19 protein-coding genes are annotated in these 18,292 nt (G+C 61.6%); 10 read left to right on the top strand and 9 right to left on the bottom strand.

Going from position 1 to position 18,292, the window contains the following annotated elements; all coding sequences use genetic code 11:
* Window positions 1-164: 164 nt before the first annotated feature.
* From BFQ00_RS25620 to BFQ00_RS25610, 3 genes are all read left to right on the top strand, one after another.
* Window positions 165-977, top strand: coding sequence for a cytochrome C assembly family protein (locus BFQ00_RS25620; protein WP_065935117.1), 813 nt, complete (start codon window positions 165-167; stop codon window positions 975-977).
* A gap of 12 nt (window positions 978-989) precedes the next feature.
* Complete coding sequence (locus BFQ00_RS25615; protein WP_065935116.1) at window positions 990-2,228, top strand: transporter associated domain-containing protein; 1,239 nt, start codon at window positions 990-992, stop codon at window positions 2,226-2,228.
* A gap of 182 nt (window positions 2,229-2,410) precedes the next feature.
* Entirely contained in the window at window positions 2,411-3,721 is a 1,311-nt protein-coding gene (locus BFQ00_RS25610; RefSeq protein ID WP_065896365.1) for an MFS transporter, read from the top strand.
* An 85-nt stretch (window positions 3,722-3,806) separates the two neighbouring features.
* On the opposite strand, the gene purT is transcribed toward BFQ00_RS25610, so the two are convergent.
* The 5 genes from purT to BFQ00_RS25590 form a co-directional block, all read right to left on the bottom strand.
* The gene (purT, locus tag BFQ00_RS25605) at window positions 3,807-4,988 is read right to left on the bottom strand and encodes a formate-dependent phosphoribosylglycinamide formyltransferase (RefSeq protein WP_054918313.1); all 1,182 of its coding nucleotides are present in this window, start codon (window positions 4,986-4,988) and stop codon (window positions 3,807-3,809) included.
* Window positions 4,989-5,058: 70 nt separating this feature from the next.
* The gene (locus BFQ00_RS25600) at window positions 5,059-5,526 is read right to left on the bottom strand and encodes a VUT family protein (RefSeq protein WP_065887519.1); all 468 of its coding nucleotides are present in this window, start codon (window positions 5,524-5,526) and stop codon (window positions 5,059-5,061) included.
* Between the two features lie 125 nt (window positions 5,527-5,651).
* Window positions 5,652-5,867, bottom strand: coding sequence for a DUF1289 domain-containing protein (locus BFQ00_RS28735; RefSeq protein ID WP_083227433.1), 216 nt, complete (start codon window positions 5,865-5,867; stop codon window positions 5,652-5,654).
* Window positions 5,864-6,388 carry a gamma carbonic anhydrase family protein gene (locus BFQ00_RS25595; RefSeq protein ID WP_065891539.1) on the bottom strand — a complete coding sequence of 175 codons (525 nt, stop codon included), beginning with the start codon at window positions 6,386-6,388 and terminating at the stop codon, window positions 5,864-5,866. Before BFQ00_RS25595 ends, BFQ00_RS28735 begins: the two co-directional genes overlap by 4 nt.
* 36 nt (window positions 6,389-6,424) lie before the next feature.
* Window positions 6,425-7,027, bottom strand: a complete 603-nt coding sequence (locus BFQ00_RS25590) for a CoA pyrophosphatase (RefSeq protein ID WP_065887517.1) — start codon at window positions 7,025-7,027, stop codon at window positions 6,425-6,427.
* Between the two features lie 147 nt (window positions 7,028-7,174).
* On the opposite strand from BFQ00_RS25590, the gene BFQ00_RS25585 reads away from it, so the two are divergent.
* The 7 genes from BFQ00_RS25585 (at window position 7,175) to nagE (ending at window position 15,679) form a co-directional block, all read left to right on the top strand.
* Window positions 7,175-7,723, top strand: coding sequence for an NUDIX hydrolase (locus tag BFQ00_RS25585; RefSeq protein ID WP_065896363.1), 549 nt, complete (start codon window positions 7,175-7,177; stop codon window positions 7,721-7,723).
* 37 nt (window positions 7,724-7,760) lie between these two features.
* Window positions 7,761-8,264 carry a L,D-transpeptidase family protein gene (locus tag BFQ00_RS25580; protein ID WP_065887515.1) on the top strand — a complete coding sequence of 168 codons (504 nt, stop codon included), beginning with the start codon at window positions 7,761-7,763 and terminating at the stop codon, window positions 8,262-8,264.
* 262 nt (window positions 8,265-8,526) lie between these two features.
* Complete coding sequence (locus tag BFQ00_RS25575; RefSeq protein WP_065887514.1) at window positions 8,527-9,285, top strand: GntR family transcriptional regulator; 759 nt, start codon at window positions 8,527-8,529, stop codon at window positions 9,283-9,285.
* Between the two features lie 10 nt (window positions 9,286-9,295).
* Window positions 9,296-10,402 carry an N-acetylglucosamine-6-phosphate deacetylase gene (gene nagA, locus BFQ00_RS25570; protein ID WP_065935115.1) on the top strand — a complete coding sequence of 369 codons (1,107 nt, stop codon included), beginning with the start codon at window positions 9,296-9,298 and terminating at the stop codon, window positions 10,400-10,402.
* Window positions 10,383-11,405 (top strand): SIS domain-containing protein, encoded by a 1,023-nt coding sequence (locus BFQ00_RS25565; RefSeq protein WP_130183963.1) that lies wholly within the window; start codon window positions 10,383-10,385, stop codon window positions 11,403-11,405. The genes nagA and BFQ00_RS25565 overlap by 20 nt, the downstream gene beginning before the upstream one ends.
* Before the next feature lie 30 nt (window positions 11,406-11,435).
* On the top strand, window positions 11,436-13,946 hold the full coding sequence (gene ptsP, locus BFQ00_RS25560; RefSeq protein ID WP_065935113.1) for a phosphoenolpyruvate--protein phosphotransferase: 2,511 nt from the start codon (window positions 11,436-11,438) through the stop codon (window positions 13,944-13,946).
* Between the two features lie 26 nt (window positions 13,947-13,972).
* Window positions 13,973-15,679, top strand: coding sequence for an N-acetylglucosamine-specific PTS transporter subunit IIBC (gene nagE, locus BFQ00_RS25555; RefSeq protein ID WP_065935112.1), 1,707 nt, complete (start codon window positions 13,973-13,975; stop codon window positions 15,677-15,679).
* Window positions 15,680-15,806: 127 nt separating this feature from the next.
* Here the strand turns inward: nagE and BFQ00_RS25550 are convergent, their stop codons facing one another.
* The 4 genes from BFQ00_RS25550 to BFQ00_RS25535 all read right to left on the bottom strand — a co-directional run bounded on the left by BFQ00_RS25550 (window position 15,807) and on the right by BFQ00_RS25535 (window position 18,288).
* A complete protein-coding gene (locus tag BFQ00_RS25550; RefSeq protein WP_065935111.1) occupies window positions 15,807-16,070 on the bottom strand; it encodes a DUF6124 family protein in 264 nt (87 codons plus the stop codon).
* Between the two features lie 525 nt (window positions 16,071-16,595).
* A complete protein-coding gene (locus BFQ00_RS25545) occupies window positions 16,596-17,042 on the bottom strand; it encodes a hypothetical protein (protein WP_065935110.1) in 447 nt (148 codons plus the stop codon).
* A complete protein-coding gene (locus BFQ00_RS25540; protein ID WP_065887507.1) occupies window positions 17,026-17,664 on the bottom strand; it encodes a DUF6036 family nucleotidyltransferase in 639 nt (212 codons plus the stop codon). The genes BFQ00_RS25545 and BFQ00_RS25540 overlap by 17 nt, the downstream gene beginning before the upstream one ends.
* 312 nt (window positions 17,665-17,976) lie before the next feature.
* Window positions 17,977-18,288, bottom strand: coding sequence for an NGG1p interacting factor NIF3 (locus BFQ00_RS25535; protein WP_065887506.1), 312 nt, complete (start codon window positions 18,286-18,288; stop codon window positions 17,977-17,979).
* Window positions 18,289-18,292 lie beyond the last annotated feature (4 nt).

Genomic DNA, 18,292 nt, shown 5'->3' with positions numbered 1-18,292 from the left:
TAAATCGCTATTAAACATAGCGCTCGGCGAGCCTGCGGCGTGGGCAGGTCGCGGATTATAGCGAAGACTGCGCCCGTGCACACCCGCTGTCTGGCGGGGGAGTCTTTCGTGCGGCGCAGGTGTGTGCCAAACTCAGCGCCTTTCGGGCTTGTCTATCAGGATTTATGCTCCCCTTGTCACCCAGTTTGCTACCCAGCCTCGCCGCCGCCCTCTTGTATGCCGCTGCGACCCTCTATCAGGGCACTCGTCTGGCCCAAGGCGCCAAAGCGGACAAACGTCTGCTGGCAGGCTTTGGCGTCCTCGCCCTGCTGGCTCATGCCGCCAGTCTGTTTACGCACCTGATGACCCCGGTCGGCCTGGGCCTGGATTTTTTCAGCGCCGCCAGCCTGATCGCCGCCGCCGTGATCGCACTGACGCTGCTGGCGTGCTACCGGATTCCGGTCGAGAACCTGCTCGTGCTGCTGTTCCCGCTGGGCGTGCTCACGGTGCTGCTGGCGCAATTCGCCCCCACCGGCACCGTACAGGTGATCGATGAAGAGCCGGGCATCCTCGCGCATATCCTGTTGTCGATCCTCGCCTACGGCATGTTCACCATCGCGGTGTTCCAATCGCTGCTGGTACTGCTGCAAGACCACCAGCTCAAGCACAAGCACCCGTCCGGGCTGATCAAGAACTTCCCGCCGCTGCAAACCATGGAAAGCCTGTTGTTCGGGTTCCTGTGGGCCGGCTGGACGTTGTTGTCGCTGTCGCTGATCTCCGGCTGGCTGTTCGTCGAGAACCTGTTCGCCCAGCACCTGGTGCACAAGACCTTGCTCGCCTGCCTGGCCTGGATCGTGTTCAGCGTATTGCTGTGGGGTCGCAACCGCCTCGGCTGGCGCGGGCACAAAGCCATCCGCTGGACCCTGGCCGGTTTCTGCCTGCTGATGCTGGCCTATTTCGGCAGCAAGCTGGTTCGCGAATACATCCTGCATATCTGACGAGCGGCGATCATGGACAACTTGCCCCTTGGGCCGATGCTCGCCGTAATTGCCCTGCTGCTTTTATGGGCGGCACTGTTTACCGCCATCGAAGCCGCGCAACAACACCTGCTGGCCCTGCGCCCCGGCACACGCCAGGGTGACAAGGCTGCGGCACGCCTGAGCTTCCCGCGCCACAGCCTGATCCTGTGCAACAGCTTGAGCCGCGCAGCCGTGGTCATCCTCTGCACGCTGCTGGCGATCCATGCCTGGGCGCAGAACGGGCCATGGCTCGGCGGGTTGATCGCCTGCGCATTGCTGCTGATCCTCGCCGACTACCTGCCCCGCGCCCTGGCTACCCGCTATCCGCACGCCATACTGGGTTTCGGCAATGCGCTGCTGGGGGTGCCGCTGAAAATCCTGTATCCCGTTGCCTGGCTGCTCAATGGCATCAGCCTGATGCTGCTGCGCCCGTTCGCGCGCAAGGCCGGCGTGGTGAGAAACAGCGACGAGCCTTCGTCCGACCACCACGACGAACCACACCCTGATGCCGACGAAGAGCCTATGCCCGGCATGCCTGGCATCCATGCCCTGGACAACATCACCGTCAATGACATCCTGGTGCCGCGCAGCGAAGTGGACGGCATCAACCTGGATGACGCGATCGAGGACATCATCGAGCAACTGCGCACTTCCCAGCGCACGCGGTTGCCGGTGTTCCACAGCGACATCAACCAGGTCGAAGCGGTGCTCAACACACGGCAGATCCAGCACCTGCTGGCCGACGCCAGCCTGACCAAGGAAGCGCTGCTGGCCGCCTGCCACGAACCCTACTTCGTACCGGAAAGCACGCCGTTGCAGCTGCAACTGCTGAATTTCCACAAGCAACAGCGCCGCCTGGGCATGGTGGTGGACGAGTACGGCGAAGTATTGGGCATCGTCACCCTGGAAGATATCCTGGAAGAAATCGTCGGCGAATTCGAAAGCGATCAGACGGTGGATAACCCGCACATCGAAGCCCAGCCCGATGGCCGCTACATCATCGACGGCGCGGCTTCGATCCGCGAACTGAACAAAAGCCTGGGCTGGCACCTGCCCAGCGACGGCCCCAAGACCCTCAACGGCCTGGTCACCGAGGCGCTGGAGACCATTCCGGACTGCGCGGTATGCCTGAAGATTGGCCGCTATCGCCTGGAAATCCTCGAGACCGAGGACAACCGGGTAAGCAAGGTGCTGATCTGGCATACCAGCCATGTGCCCGTCGCCGCCTGACTTTCTGATAAGCCCCCTCCCACATTGGATCTGTGTTACTTCAGCCACTTGTTGTAACTCCAAACCCCTTCCTATAATCCCTGCGGCTTACCCAAGCCGCTCCGCGCACAACCCTGATCCACGGGTGTACGACCAATAATAATCCGCGTCCAAACGCGCAATGAACGTCAGGGATTACCGCCATGAGCACCCCCTATAACGAGGCCACCACCGCTGCCCCGACCAACTCGACGGCTCGCGTGGCGACCGCGAGCATCGTCGGCACCGCCATCGAGTTCTACGACTTCTATATCTACGCCACCGCTGCCGCGCTGGTGATCGGCCCGGTGTTCTTCCCGCAGACGTCCGGCACCGCGCAGATGCTGGCGTCGTTTCTGACCTTCGGCATCGCGTTTATCGCCCGCCCGCTGGGCTCGGCGCTGTTCGGCCACTTTGGCGACCGCATCGGTCGCAAGTCGACGCTGGTGGCCTCGCTGCTGCTGATGGGCGTGTGTACTACCCTGATCGGCTTGCTGCCCGGCTACGACAGCATTGGCGCCTGGGCACCGATCCTGTTGTGTGTATTGCGCTTCGGCCAAGGCTTGGGCCTGGGCGGGGAATGGGGCGGCGCGGCCTTGCTGGCGACCGAGAACGCGCCCAAAGGCAAACGCGCCTGGTTCGGCATGTTCCCGCAACTGGGCCCGTCGATTGGCTTTTTGGCGGCCAATGGTTTGTTCCTGATTTTGGCCATGAGCCTGAACGACGAGCAGTTCCGCAGCTGGGGCTGGCGCATTCCGTTCATCCTCAGCGCGGCACTGGTGATGGTGGGCCTGTACGCACGGCTCAAGCTGCACGAGACGCCCGTGTTCGCCAACGCCGTGGCCCATGAAAAACCGGTGAAGGTGCCATTGGTGGAGCTGTTCAGCCAACACTGGTTGCCGGTGCTGCTGGGCGCCGCGTCGATGGTGGTGTGTTATGCGCTGTTCTATATCACCACGGCGTTTTCCCTGAGTTACGGGGTGTCGACCCTCGGCTACAGCCGTGAAACCTTCCTCGGCCTGTTGTGCTTCGCGGTGCTGTTCATGGGCCTGGCGACGCCGTTGGCGGCGCTGGCCAGCGACCGCTACGGACGCAAGCCGGTGCTGATCGTCGGCGCGATCCTGGCGATACTGTCGGGCTTTACCATGGAGCCGCTGCTGACCCACGGTTCGACCTGGGCCGTGGCGTTGTTCCTGGCGCTGGAACTGTTCCTGATGGGCATAACCTTCGCGCCGATGGGTGCGCTGCTGCCGGAACTGTTCCCGACCCGCGTGCGTTATACCGGCGCTTCAGCGGCGTATAACCTGGGTGGGATCGTGGGCGCGTCGGCGGCACCGTTCTTCGCGACCAAGCTGGTGGCGATGGGCGGGCTGAGTTATGTGGGTGGGTATGTGTCGGCGGCAGCGTTGCTGAGCTTGATTGCCGTGCTGTGCCTGAAAGAGACGCGGGATAATGATTTGAACAAGGTCGCCTGATAGACCGCTATCGGGGGCAAGCCCCCTCCCACATTTTGATTTGTGAACGCATTCAAGTGTGGGAGGGGGCTTGCCCCCGATGCTTTTAGAGTTCTACAACCACAGCCTGGGAAGCCCGGGTCGCCTTGGCACGAGCAGCCTCAATCGACTCATCCCGCGCCAGCGCCACGCCCATGCGGCGCTGGCCGTTCACCTCTGGCTTGCCAAACAGACGCAACGCCGTATCCGGCTCGCTCAACGCGGCGCCCAGGTTGGCGAATGCGGTCTGGGTCGACTGCCCTTCCACCAGGATCACCGCCGAAGCCGAAGGCCCGAACTGGCGGATCAATGGAATCGGCAGGCCGAGGATGGCGCGGGCGTGCAGGGCAAACTGCGACAGGTCCTGGGAAATCAGGGTCACCAGGCCCGTGTCATGGGGGCGCGGCGAGACTTCGCTGAACCACACCTGATCGCCCTTGATGAACAATTCCACGCCAAACAGACCACGCCCGCCCAAGGCTTCGGTCACCGCCTTGGCGACGCGCTCGGACTCGGCCAGCGCAATCGGGCTCATGGCCTGGGGCTGCCAGGATTCCTGGTAGTCGCCCTTCTCCTGACGATGGCCGACCGGCGCGCAGAAGGTGGTGCCGCCGATATGGCGCACGGTCAGCAGGGTGATTTCGTAGTCGAAGTCGATAAAGCCTTCGATGATCACCCGACCTTTACCGGCGCGACCGCCTTCCTGGGCGTAGTCCCAGGCTTTCTGCACATCGTCCGCGCTGCGCAGCAGGCTCTGGCCCTTGCCCGACGAACTCATCACCGGCTTGACCACACACGGGAAACCCAGGTCCTGCACGGCCTTGCTGTAGTCTTCGAACGTGTCGGCGAAGTGGTAAGGCGAGGTCGGCAGGTCCAGCTCTTCGGCGGCCAGACGACGGATGCCCTCACGGTTCATGGTCAGCGAGGTGGCGCGCGCGGTCGGGATCACGGTGAAGCCTTCGGCTTCCAGTTCCACCAGGGTAGCGGTGGCGATGGCTTCGATTTCCGGCACGATGAAGTGCGGCTTCTCCGCCTCGATGACGGCGCGCAAGGCGGCGCCGTCGAGCATGTTGATCACGTGGCTGCGGTGCGCCACCTGCATGGCGGGCGCGTTGGCGTAGCGATCCACGGCAATCACTTCAACGCCCAGGCGTTGCAGCTCGATTACCACTTCCTTGCCCAGCTCACCGCAGCCACACAGCAAAACGCGGGTCGCGGTTGGCGACAATGGAGTTCCGATTCGGGTCATCTCAGGTCCTCAGGGGAGCGGATCATGGGGGAGAAAGGCCGGCATTTTACATGAACTGTAAAAATTGGCCTCAGTTAGCAACCGCGCGCCGGCGGATGCGCCAGGCCATGACCAGCCACACCACGGTCACCCCGGCGAACTTCGACACCAGCGCCGTGCCCGCCACCGCCGGCGTCAGCGCGCCGATCAGGCCGAAGAAGATAAAGGTATCCAGGGGAATGCTCAGCGCCGAACTGATCCACAGGCGATCGTGCAATGGGCGCCGGGTGATGCTGAACACCAGCCAGTCGATGCATTCGGACACCGCGAACGCCGTGGCGCTGGCCAGGGCGATGGACGGGTCCGACGTGATATACGACAACACCAGCGCCGCCAGCATGGCGATAATCGCACCGTGGCCGAAGCGGGTTTGCACCATGTCGCGCAGAATGAAGACCAGGCCACCCCAGGCGGACCAGATCACGTCCAGGTGCGGGGCGGTGGAAAAGGCGAAGTTGATCAGCACGACGCTGCTGATATAGGCGATCAGGAAGAGCATGGGGCGAAAACCTGTAGGAGCGAGCTTGCTCGCGAAAAACGTTAACGATGACGCGGGGAATCTGACTATACGCGGTGTTCTTGGGTTTTTCGCGAGCAAGCTCGCTCCTACAGGGGGGGCAGCAGTCAGGCGCCGGATTTACCAGAAACCATAAACACTAACCCACCCGCCACCGCCCGCTCATGACACAACCCCAACACCAGCCGGCGTTCGGCATTGTCCATGCGGCTCCAACGCGTAATCTCGTCCACGGTACGCTGGCAACCAGTACAGATATCGTCATCATCCAGTGCGCAAATACTCACACAAGGCGAAGCAACAGGCCGTTCAACCGCACTCATTGTTCCTGCTCGACCAGATCACGCGCATACCGCTGCGCGTTGTGCACATAGTGCGCGGCACTGGCTTCGAGCATGCGTTTCTGCGCTTCGGTCAGCTCACGTACCACCTTGCCGGGCGACCCCATCACCAGCGAGCCATCGGGAATTTCCTTGCCTTCGCCGATCAGCGAATTGGCGCCGATGATGCAGTGCTTGCCAATCTTCGCGCCATTGAGGATCACCGCGTTGATGCCGATCAGGCTGTAATCATCGACGGTGCAGCCGTGCAGCATGGCGTTGTGGCCGATGGTCACGCCGGTGCCGAGGGTCAGCGGGTAGCCCATGTCGGTGTGCATCACGCTGCCATCCTGCACGTTGCTGTTCCTGCCGATCAGGATCAGTTCGTTGTCGCCACGCAATACCGCGTTGAACCAGACGTTGGCGCCCTCCTCCAGCTTGACCTTGCCCACCAGCGTGGCATTGGGGGCTACCCAACTGTTGGGATGCGTCTCGACGCGGGCATCGCCCAGGCGGTATTTCATGGTTTTCCCTCACGGCGTTGCCATTCAAACGATGGCTCAGATATTGATGAAGCTCTTGGGTGGCTGATGCAGGCTGATCTTGGCGTCGTCGTAGAGCAGGTTGATCAGCTCGACGATCATGATTGCCGTCAGGCCCCAGATCTTGTATTCGCCGAACCTGTAGCTTGGCACATACCAACTGCGACCCTGATAGTCGATGCGGTGGGTGTGCTCGCGTGGGTCCTGGCGGAAAAAGTCCAGGGGCACGCTGAAGACAGCGGCAATTTCGGCGTCGTTGGCCAGGTACTCGACGTAATCAGGGACCACGCCCACATAGGGCGTTACACGGATGCCGTGCAGGGAGATCAACGGGCTCAATGGGCCAATGACCTCGACCAGACCCGGCGGCAGGCCGATTTCTTCTTCGGCTTCGCGCAGGGCGGTAAAGATCAGGTCCGGGTCTTCGGGGTCACGGCGCCCGCCGGGAAAGGCCACTTCGCCGCCATGGGTCGACAGGCCACTGGCGCGCAGGGTCAGGATCAGCTCGGGTTCGTCACTGCGGGTAATCGGCACCAGCACCGCGGCCTCGGGGAAACGCCCGTCGGTCTCCAGGGTATGGGGGGTGTGGTTGCTTACCCGGCGAAGTAGCTCGTCCAGCATGAGTCATCTCGGTCTGTTGGCTACCTTGCATCATGCACCAAAGCGCGCAGGCGCCCAAGCCCAAAACCACCGGGGTGTCGCGAAACGACAACTTGCAGGAACGCCTGGCACCAAGCCAAGATGTGCCCACTCTCCAGGAACCCCAGCATGAATTTCTGCAGCCAGTGCGGCAAACCGGTCACCCAACGCATTCCCGAAGGCGACGCGCGCCTGCGCTATGTGTGCGATCACTGCTCGACCATTCATTACCAGAATCCCAATATCGTCGCCGGTACCGTGCCGGTATGGGGCGACAAAGTGCTGCTGTGCCGTCGCGCCATCGAGCCGCGCCTGGGTTACTGGACCCTGCCCGCAGGCTTCATGGAAAACGGCGAAACCGTGGAACAGGCCGCCATGCGCGAGACCCTGGAAGAAGCCTGCGCCCGCGTGCGCGACCTGAGCCTCTATACCTTGATCAACGTGCCGCACATCAATCAGGTGCATATTTTCTATCGCGCCGAGCTGGCCGACCTGGACTTTGCCGCAGGCATCGAAAGCCTGGAAGTGAAGCTGTTCGCCGAGGCCGACATCCCTTGGTCCGAGCTGGCTTTCCGCACGGTCGGGCGTACCTTAGAATGCTTCTTCGCTGATCGTGCGCAACAGCTGTTCCCGGTGCGCAGCGAGTCCGTGCCGCCCCAGTCCAAGCCCGCCCAATAACAAGCCGGCCACTCGTCGCCAAAGGGAAATCGTTTCAATGCGTTGGTTGCTTGCTCTGATCTGCCTGTCGTTCGCTGCCCTGTCCTCGGCCTCCACGGTGCAAACCCTCGGCGGCAAACCGGTCGAAAAGGTCCTGGTGCTCAAATCCGCCCACCAGTTGCAGCTGATCAACGACGGCAAGCCCCTCAAGACCTATCGCATATCCCTGGGTAAAAACCCGAAAGGCCACAAACTGATCGAGGGCGACCGTCGCACGCCTGAAGGCTTTTACTGGATCGACTGGCGCAAGACCAGCGAACGGTTCAACCTGGCCATGCACATCTCCTACCCCAATATCAGCGACGCCGCCCGCGCGCGCCGCGAAGGGGTGAAACCGGGCAGCATGATCATGATCCATGGCACGCCCGACACCGAAGACTACCCGGAACAGTGGTTCCACACCCTGGACTGGACCGACGGCTGCATCGGCATGCGCAATGTGGACATGCGCGAAGTCTGGAGCCTGGTCAAGGACGGCACCTTGATCGAGATTCGGCCCTGATCCGCCACCGCCCGTAAAATAATTCGAAGATATTTCCTGCCCCGAGCAGCGCGCTGCCGGTGAATACCAATTCATCCCGCGCGCCGTGCGTTTGCGCGCGCAACAAAGACCTCTCTAATACCACTTGATACCACGCACCGTTAACAGGCCGTGAAACCGAGGCGCGCACCGTTTTGGTGGCATTGACATGGTATTTAAGTGGTATTAATTTCCGGCCATTACCGGGCGACAACACTCCAATAACGCATCGAAAACCTGACAGATGAATCCCATCCTGGCACTGCGCCCCGACGACAAGCAATCCACGCCGCTGTACCTGCAACTGGCCCGCAGCCTGGAAACGGCGATCCATGCCGGCCAGTGGAAATCCGAGCAGGCCCTGCCCTCCGAACGCGCCCTCAGCGAGCAGTTGAGCATCTCGCGGGTCACTGCCCGTAAAGCGCTGGAAGTGTTGCTTGCCCAGGGCCTGATCCGCCGCAGCCAGGGTTCCGGCACCTTTATCACGCCGCGCCTGGAACAACCGTTGTCGCGCCTGTCGGGGTTCAGCGAAATGTTGCGGCTCAAAGGCTTTGTACCCACGTCCCAATGGCTGGAACGCGACATCACCCCGCCAACCCACGAAGAGCTGATCCGCCTGTGCCTGTCGCCTACCGACAAAGTGGCGCGCCTCAAGCGTCTGCGCAAAGCCGATGACACGGTGATGGCGATTGAAATGACCACCCTGCCCGCCTCGGTGCTGCCCCAGCCGCAAGCCATCGGCAACTCGCTGTACGAATACCTGGAAGGCGTCGGCAAGCCCGTCGTGCGCGCCCTGCAGCATATCCAGGCAATCAATGCGTCGGACGAGTTCGCCAGGCTGGTGGGCCTCGCCCCCGGCACCGCCATGCTGCTGATGACCCGCGTGGGCTACACCGCCGACAACACGCCGATTGAAATCACAGACACCTACTGCCGCAACGACTACTACGACTTTGTCGTAGAGCTGCGTCGTCATGACTACTCCGCCGAACTGCGAATCTAGAGAACTGCCCATGTCAGAAGACAATATCCTCACGCCCAGCGGCTGGATGCGCGGCCGCCTGGTGCACGAGCACGGCAAGGTGGTTGCCATTGAAGGCACACCGTGCGACCCGGCCGACAACGAACTGCCCTACCTGCTGCCGGGCTTTATCGACCTGCATGTGCATGGCGGCGGCGGTGCGGACATCATGGAAGGTGCGCACACCTTCGAGACCATCACCCGTACCCACGTGCGGTTTGGCACCACCTCGCTACTGGCCACCACCATGACGGCGCCGGTGGAAGAAATCACCAAAGTGCTCGGTGAGCTCGGCAAGTTCTGTGAACAACGTCCGACGGGCAGCGCCCGGGTCCTGGGCGTGCACCTGGAGGGCCCTTACATCAATCCGGGCAAACTCGGCGCCCAACCCAACTTCGCCCACACCGCCTTGATGGCCGAAGTCGAAGCCTACCTGCGCCTGGCACCGATCCGGGTGATCACCATCGCCCCGGAAATCGCCGGCCACGACGGCCTGATCCGCGCCCTCAGCGAGCGCGGCGTGCGCATGCAGATCGGCCATACCCTGGGCAGCTATGAAGAAGGCGTCGCCGCCCTCGCCGCCGGCGCCACCAGCTTCACCCATTTGTACAACGCCATGAGCCCGCTGCATCACCGCGAGCCAGGCATCGTCGGCGCCGCGCTGGCCCATGCCCAATACGCCGAATTGATTCCGGATTTGCTTCACGTCCACCCCGGCGCCATGCGCGTGGCGCTGCGTTCGATCCCGTGCCTGTATTGCGTCACCGACTCCACCGCCGCCGCCGGCATGCCCGATGGCGAATACAAGCTGGGCAGCCACACCGTGACCAAATGCCTGGGCGGCGTGCGCCTGGCCGACGGCACCCTGGCCGGCAGCACCCTGACCATGGACCAGGCGCTGCGCAACCTGGTGAAAATCGGCCTGCCCATCAGCGAAGCCTCACAACGCCTGTCGCAATTTCCTGCGGACTACCTGGGCCTGGAAGAGCGCGGCCGCCTGCAACCGGGCAGCTATGCCGACTGCGTGCGCCTGGACCGCTCCCTGACACTCACCGACGTAATGGTCGAAGGAGAAGCCATTGACTTCAAAAATGCTTGAAGAGGCCCTGGCCTCCTGCGACGCCGTCGCCGCACAACTGCAACGCCTGGACCCGCTGCTGGCGGAAGTCGCCGCTCGCCTGCGCCGCCAGCCGCCGCAAGTGGCGATGACCATTGCCCGTGGCAGCTCGGACCATGCCGCCAGCTACTTCGCCTACCTGGCCATGCAGCATGTGGGCATTCCAGTGGCGTCGTTGCCGATGTCGGTGGTGACCCTGTTGCAGGCGCCAATGAAAGTCAGCGGCCAAGTGGCGTTCGGGTTCTCCCAGTCGGGGCAGAGCCCGGATTTGGTCAACAGCCTGCGCCTGTTGCGCAAACGCGGGGCCTTGAGCATTTCGCTGGTGAATGCCGAAGACTCGCCGCTGGAAGCCGCGTGTGAGTTTCATGTGCCGCTGTGCGCCGGGCCGGAACTCAGCGTGGCCGCGACCAAGAGTTTTATCGCCACCCTCAGCGCCAGCGCGCAGTTGATCGGCCACTGGAACCAGGAAACCGATCTGCTGCAAGCCTGCCAGGCGCTGCCCGATGGCCTGCGCGACGCCGCCAGGCAGGATTGGCGCCTGGCCGTCGATGCCCTCAAAGGCAGCCAGCGCTTGATGGTAATCGGCCGTGGCGCCGGTTTCGCCATCGCCCAGGAAGCCGCGCTCAAACTCAAGGAGACCTCGGCGATCCAGGCCGAGGCCTTCAGCAGCGCCGAAGTGCGCCACGGGCCGATGGCCTTGATCGACGAACACTACCCGCTGCTGGTGTTCGCCCCACGCGGCGCCGAGCAGGCCGGCTTGCTGAGCCTGGCCGCCGATATGCGCCAACGCGGTGCCCGCGTGCTGCTGGCCGCGCCCGACGATATCGCCGAACGCGACCTGACCCTGAGCCGCGCCGAACACCCGAGCCTGGACCCGATCCTGGCGATCCAGAGTTTCTACGTGATGGCCGCAGGCCTGGCTGAGGCACGGGGCATGGACCCGGACCAGCCGCGCCACCTGAGCAAAGTCACCCGCACCCACTGAAGCGGCGTTTTCCTGATGAGTACCGTGCCCATGTCCAACAATAATAATCGACTGACCCTCAGCGCCCCCTTGAGTGGGCCGGTGCTGGCCCTGGACAGCGTCCCCGACGAAGTATTCGCCAGCGGCGCCATGGGCGACGGTATTGCCATCGACCCGTTGAACGACTGTCTGCACGCGCCCTGTGACGGCGTGATCATCCATGTCGCCCGCACCGGTCATGCATTGACCATCCGCGCCGACAACGGTGCTGAAGTGCTGATGCACGTGGGTATCGACACCGTGGAGCTCAATGGCGAAGGCTTTGCCTTGCTGGTGAAGGATGGCGCACGGGTGAGCGAGGGTCAGCCGTTGGTGCAATTTGATCTGGACCGCATAGCGCGCCAGTGCAAAAGCCTGGTGAGCCTGATCATCCTGACCAACAGTGAGCGCTTCGAGCTGCAACCGATTGCGAGCAAGACAGTGAAGGTCGGTGAAGCGCTGGTGCGCATTGCCCTGCGTACGTCCGCACCGGTTCAAACCGCTGTGGATAACTCGGTCGCGCAAGTGAGCGCCACGGTGCGCATCACCCACCGTGGCGGCTTGCATGCGCGCCCTGCCGCGCTGATCCGCAAGACTGCCCAGGGCTTCAGCAGCCAATCGCAGCTGCACTTCGGTGATAGGACCGCGGCTTGCGACAGCCTGATCGGCCTGATGGGGCTGGGTATTGGCGAAGGTGACGAGGTACGGGTGACCTGCCGTGGCGAGGATGGCGAGGCGGCGTTACAGGCATTGGTCGCCGCGCTGTCCGTGGCGATCCACGAGGAGCATCACGCGCCGGTCGTTGCCACACCACGCCGGGCGAATACCGAAGCCAATGTGCTGCAAGGCGTATGCGCGGCACCCGGTCTGGTATGTGGGCCATTGTTCCGCCTCACGGGCATCGAACTGCCGCAAGACACCGGCAATCATAGCGTCGACGAACAACTGCAACGCCTGGATGCCGCCCTTCAGCAAGTGCGCGGCGAAATCCGCAATACGCTGGACCAGGCGCGCCAACGCAAGAACGTCGAAGAAGAAGAGATCTTTGCCGCCCACCTCGCCCTGCTGGAAGACCCGGCATTACTCGACGCAGCCACCGCTGCCATCGAACAAGGGAGCGCCGCCACCCACGCCTGGCGTGATGCGATCCAGGCCCAATGCGCCGTGCTGCTGGCGTTGGGCAAACCACTGTTTGCCGAGCGCGCCAATGACCTGCGAGACCTTCAACAACGGGTGCTGCGTGCGTTGCTGGGTGAAGCCTGGCATTTCGAATTGCCGGCGGGGGCGATTGTCAGTGCCCATGAGCTGACGCCTTCGGACTTGCTGCAACTGAGCGCGCAACAGGCCGCGGGCATCTGCATGGCCGAAGGCGGTGCGACCTCCCATGTGGCGATTTTGGCCCGGGGCAAAGGCCTGCCGTGTCTCGTCGCCCTGGGCAATGAAGTGCTCGACGTACCCCAAGGCCAACGGGTGGTGCTCGATGCCGCCAACGGCCGCCTGGAACTGGCCCCCAGCGAAGCGCGCCACGCCGAAGTTCACCAGATTCGCGAAACACAGAAATTGCGACGCCAGCAGCAACAGGCCCAAGCCCGGCAACCGGCACTCACCACCGACGGCGTGACGGTTGAAGTCGCGGCGAATGTCGCCTCCAGCGCCGAAGCCCAAGTGGCGTTTGACAACGGCGCCGATGGCGTCGGCCTGCTGCGCACCGAATTCCTCTTCGTCGACCGCCGCACCGCGCCGGATGAACAGGAACAGCGCCAGGCCTATCAGGCCGTGCTGGATGCCATGGGCGACAAATCCGTGATCATTCGCACCATCGACGTGGGCGGCGACAAGCAGCTCGACTACCTGCCGCTGCCTGTCGAAGCCAATCCGGTATTGGGCCTGCGCGGTATTCGCATGGCCCAGGTGCGCCCGGAACTGCTCGACCAGCAACTGCGCGCCCTGTTGCAAGTCTCGCCGCTGGCGCGTTGCCGCATCCTGTTGCCGATGGTCAGCGAGGTGGATGAACTGCTGCAGATTCGCCAGCGCCTGGATGAACTGTGCGTGGAGCTGGAGCTGACGCAGCGCCCGGAACTGGGCGTGATGATCGAAGTGCCCGCCGCCGCGCTGATGGCTGAACAGCTGGCCGAACACGCGGACTTTTTATCCATCGGCACCAATGACCTGTCCCAGTACACCCTGGCGATGGATCGCGACCACGCAGGCTTGGCCGCCCGCGTTGATGCGCTGCACCCTGCCTTGCTGCGGCTGATCGCCCAGACCTGCGCCGGTGCGGCGAAACACGGGCGTTGGGTCGGTGTGTGTGGCGCCCTGGCGTCCGACCCACTGGCCACGCCGGTACTGGTCGGCCTGGGCGTCAGCGAGCTGTCGGTAAGCCCGCCGCAGATCGGAGAAATCAAGGACCGCGTCCGCCACCTGGACGCGGCGCAATGCCGGCAACTGAGCCTTGAGCTGCTCGACCTGAGCAGTGCCAAGGCCGTTCGCCACGCCTGTCAACACCACTGGCCGCTGAGCTGAAAACAACAAGAATAGGGAGACACGCCATGTACCAACACTTTATCGAAGGCCTGCAACGCCTGGGCCGCGCCCTGATGCTGCCGATTGCGATCCTGCCAATCGCCGGCCTGCTGCTGCGCCTGGGCGACACCGACTTGCTCAACATCGCGGTGATGCACGATGCCGGGCAGGCGATCTTCGCCAACCTGGCGCTGATCTTCGCCATCGGCATCGCCGTGGGCTTTGCCCGCGACAACAATGGCACCGCCGGCCTGGCCGGGGCGATTGGCTACCTGGTGATGATCTCGACCCTCAAGGTGATGGATACCACCATCAACATGGGCATGCTCGCCGGTATCGCCAGTGGCCTGATGGCGGGCGGGCTGTATAACCGCTTCAAGGACATCAAGCTGCCGGAGTACCTGGCGTTCTTTGGCGGGCGACGGTTTGTGCCGATTGTCACCGGCTTCTCGGCGGTGGGCCTGGGCGTGATCTTCGGCCTGATCTGGCCGCCGATCCAGCACGGCATCAACAGCTTCGGCGTATTGCTGATGGAAAGCGGCAGCCTGGGTGCGTTCGTGTTTGGCGTGTTCAACCGCCTGCTGATCGTCACAGGCTTGCACCATATCCTCAACAATATGGCGTGGTTCGTGTTCGGCACGTTTACCGACCCAGCAACCGGCGCGGTGGTGACCGGCGACCTGACCCGCTACTTTGCCGGCGACCCCAAAGGCGGTCAATTCATGACCGGCATGTTCCCGGTGATGCTGTTCGGCCTGCCGGCTGCATGCCTGGCGATGTACCGCAATGCGCTGCCGGAGCGCCGTAAAGTGATGGGCGGGATTTTTCTGTCCATGGCGCTGACCTCGTTCCTGACCGGGGTGACTGAACCGATTGAATTTGCATTCATGTTCCTGGCGCCGTTCCTGTACTTGCTGCATGCACTGCTCACCGGCCTGTCGATGGCCGTGACCAACCTGCTCAATATCCACCTCGGTTTTACCTTCTCCGGTGGGTTTATCGACATGGTGCTGGGCTGGGGCAAGTCCACCAACGGCTGGCTGGTGGTCCCGGTAGGCCTGGCCTACTCGGTGATCTACTACACGGTGTTCAACTACTGCATTCGCCGCTTCAACCTCAAGACGCCGGGCCGGGAAGATATCCAGGTGGTGCAGGCTGAAGCGATGAGTGATAACCAGCGTGCGACGGCATATATCCAGGCGCTGGGTGGTGCAGAGAATTTGCTGAGTGTGGGTGCATGCACCACGCGGCTGCGGTTGGACATGGTGGATCGCAACAAGGCGGTGGATGCTGAACTGAAAGCACTGGGCGCCATGGCCGTAGTGCGCCCGGGTAACGGCGGGAGTTTGCAGGTGGTGGTTGGGCCGATGGCCGATAGCATTGCTGATGAAATCCGCTTGGCGATGCCGGGGTTTGTTGCTGCAGCGCCTTTAGCGGTAGCACCTGTGGATAAGCCCCTGACGGTGAATGTGCAAGAGGCCGAGCAATGGCTGAATGCGCTGGGTGGCCGAGAGAATGTGCGCCAACTGGAAGCGGTAGCGATGACTCGGTTGCGGGTGGAGTTGGGCGATGATTCGGGGTTGTCTGAAGCTCAGCTCACTGCGCTCGGTTGCCAGGGTGTGAGTCAGCTTGAGAGCGGTGTTTGGCACTTGTTGATTGGTGACAAGGCGTCCGGGTTGGGTGAGGCGTTGGAGCGGCTGGTCAGTGGCCGTGTGGTCGGCGCCAGGGTTTAGAGCTGTAGTGGTTGTTCTGGACTCATCGGGAGCAAGCCCCCTCCCACACTTGACCGCATTGCCAAGTCCGGCACCGATCAAAATGTGGGAGGGGGCTTGCCCCCGATTGGCCCTCACAGGCGCCTGATTACTTCTGCTCAGGCACCTCAACTAAATCCAGTACTCGATCCACCATCAACTGAATTCCCTCCACCATCCGATGAATCCCCAGCACTGCATCACGCTGCGGACCGTCGACATCAAAAGCCAGATGACCCGCCAGTGCCTGCACGGATGCCAGGTCTTGAGAGGCGTTGGCGAGCAGGGTTTCGCTGTTCAGGTGGGTCAGGACGGTGAAGATTTGGTCGGTGGGCAGAGAATCAGATGGGGGATTTGGGCTGTCTTTGATCATGGTAAAACTCCTGAAAAATAGGAGCTGCCAGCATCACTTGCAGATGATGGGTGGCAGCTGTGCGCGGGCCTGCAAGACCGAGTCAGAAGCACCTCGGCAGACCCAAAGGTCTCCCGCGCACAGCCACCAGAAAACGATGACCATGAAAAGCGCCACGATTATAGCGGCGCTTCCGAGCTTCTAATATTATTTCGGCGGGCTTGCAGTCCCGGTCGCTGAATTGGCAGCGACTGGCGAAGGTTAGTTGTGCGAGTTCCGAGGGACAACCTGAAAGACGTGTCGGAAATCTCCTAACGCTGAAGATATCGCAGACAGCAAAAACTCGGCCTCAGCCGTAATGCCTTTCAGTTAAGGCATTTTGTAGGAGCGAGCTTGCTCGCGAAAAACTCACAGGCGCCGCGTTCATTCAGGAAGCACGCGTTATCGTTGACGCTTTTCGCGAGCAAGCTCGCTCCTACAGAGGGCGATATACGCTTAACTGAACGGTATTAGGCCTAAGCCGAGTTCTTTGATAGCTATCTATACCTAGGCAGACGCCGCACGCTGTTCGGCTTCATAGTGACGGGTCTGAAAAGGCATCAAGGTCTGAACCTTCAAACCCAGACCCTCACTTAATCCCCAGGACATTGCCAGTTCGTCACGACGACTGCGCAACGCGACAGCGCCTTGGGGTTTCACGTATTGCCTGGAAGCTGAAAACAGTTCAAGCGCCTTCAACGCTTCCTTTACCCGACTATCGGTCGCACACGAAAAGCGTGTGAAGCGCTCAAGCAAATAGCCTGCGCGACGAAGCTCTACCTCACTGGAGTGCTCCTGAATGAACGCCCTCACCTCGCCCACAAGATTCGTATCGGAATACCACACAGCTTTCGCTGCACTGACCAAGGCAGCATCATCAGCCTGATTCAAGGGGCTTTTGACCAGTGTGTCCAAGGCGCAAGAAAGGACTGGACCGTTAAAAGGCTTCGCCATCTGCAGTCTCCAGATAATCGTGCAAGATATTGGTCAGTATGGACCTGGGTGGCTCTTTGTTGCCAACATACATATCAATTGCCTGCAATGCCAGCTGACGGAGCTCAGCGGTCACTATAAAGCCCGCCCTGAGCAAAGCCATGATGTCATCTACATCCTGATCAGTGGCTCTGCCCAGTTTGGAAATTGCAATGTCGATAGGCGCGGCTATATGAAGATTCAGTGCAGACTCAAGAGGAAATTCTTCCAGGGGAATACTTCGCTCCCAGTAGTCTTCGTGAAGCGGACCAAAGCTAGTGTTGTATTGGAGGTCATAGTTCAGCTCCATCACACGGCCGGACTGCTCATCGAAAAACTGTTCCGGAAACTCTGCCAACAGTGTCTGTAAACGCAGTTTGTCTCGAAAATTCGCACAATAGATCTCCGCATCCACATCCGTGGAAATACGATGGTGCGTATATAGGTGGACAGCACAACCACCAAAGACAATGACCTTGACCGCGCCAGGCTTGGCACCTTCAAGCGTCAACTCCATTTCAATGGATCTGAACATTGAAACCAAGGCTTGTCCTAGTGCGCTATCTGTATTGAGGCGCGGAACAACGGTATCTGGCAATTCCATCACTGACTGTAAAACCCGAATACAAGGTTACGGGGCGGGCTTTGAGTTCAAATCCCGATCACTGAACTAACAGCGACCGAAGAAGGCTATTGAGACAGGTTCCGAGGGACAACCTGAAAGGCTTGTCGGAAATGTCTGAGGCGCCTGGGCGGACGCCATCGGGGCAAGTCCCCTCCCCCAGTTGACCGAGTTTCATCGTTGGAATGCAGTTGAATGTGGGAGGGGGCTTGCCCCCGATGAGGCCTTGAAAGGAAACAAAAAACCCGCCGACCAAACTGGCCCAGCGGGTGTCTTGTTTATGCAGCGTGCGAATCAAAAATCCGCCAACTGCCACACCTCATACGCCGGTGTCTCATACGGATGGCTCAGTTTCAACGCAGCCACAACAGCCACAATCAACGCATCCGCCACCACCAGCTCAACCTTCCACTCCTCAACCACTTCAACCTGGCCCACTTGCCCGATAAACGGCTGACTCCCGTCCAACGCGCGGAATTGGCCCTGGCCCAGCACTTGCCAGGCGCAGCTGTCGTAGTCGCCGATGCGCCCGCCGCCGGCTGCGAAGACGGCGGTTTTCACCGTCTCCACGTGGCTGTCGGGTACGAAGAACGCGAGCTTGTACACCGCC

Source organism: Pseudomonas sp. 28 E 9 (assembly GCF_900004785.1).
GTDB classification, from domain to species: Bacteria; Pseudomonadota; Gammaproteobacteria; order Pseudomonadales; family Pseudomonadaceae; genus Aquipseudomonas; species Aquipseudomonas orientalis_A.
The sequence above is the reverse complement of the archived record's forward strand: the minus strand, read 5'-3'. Positions and strand labels throughout refer to the sequence as shown.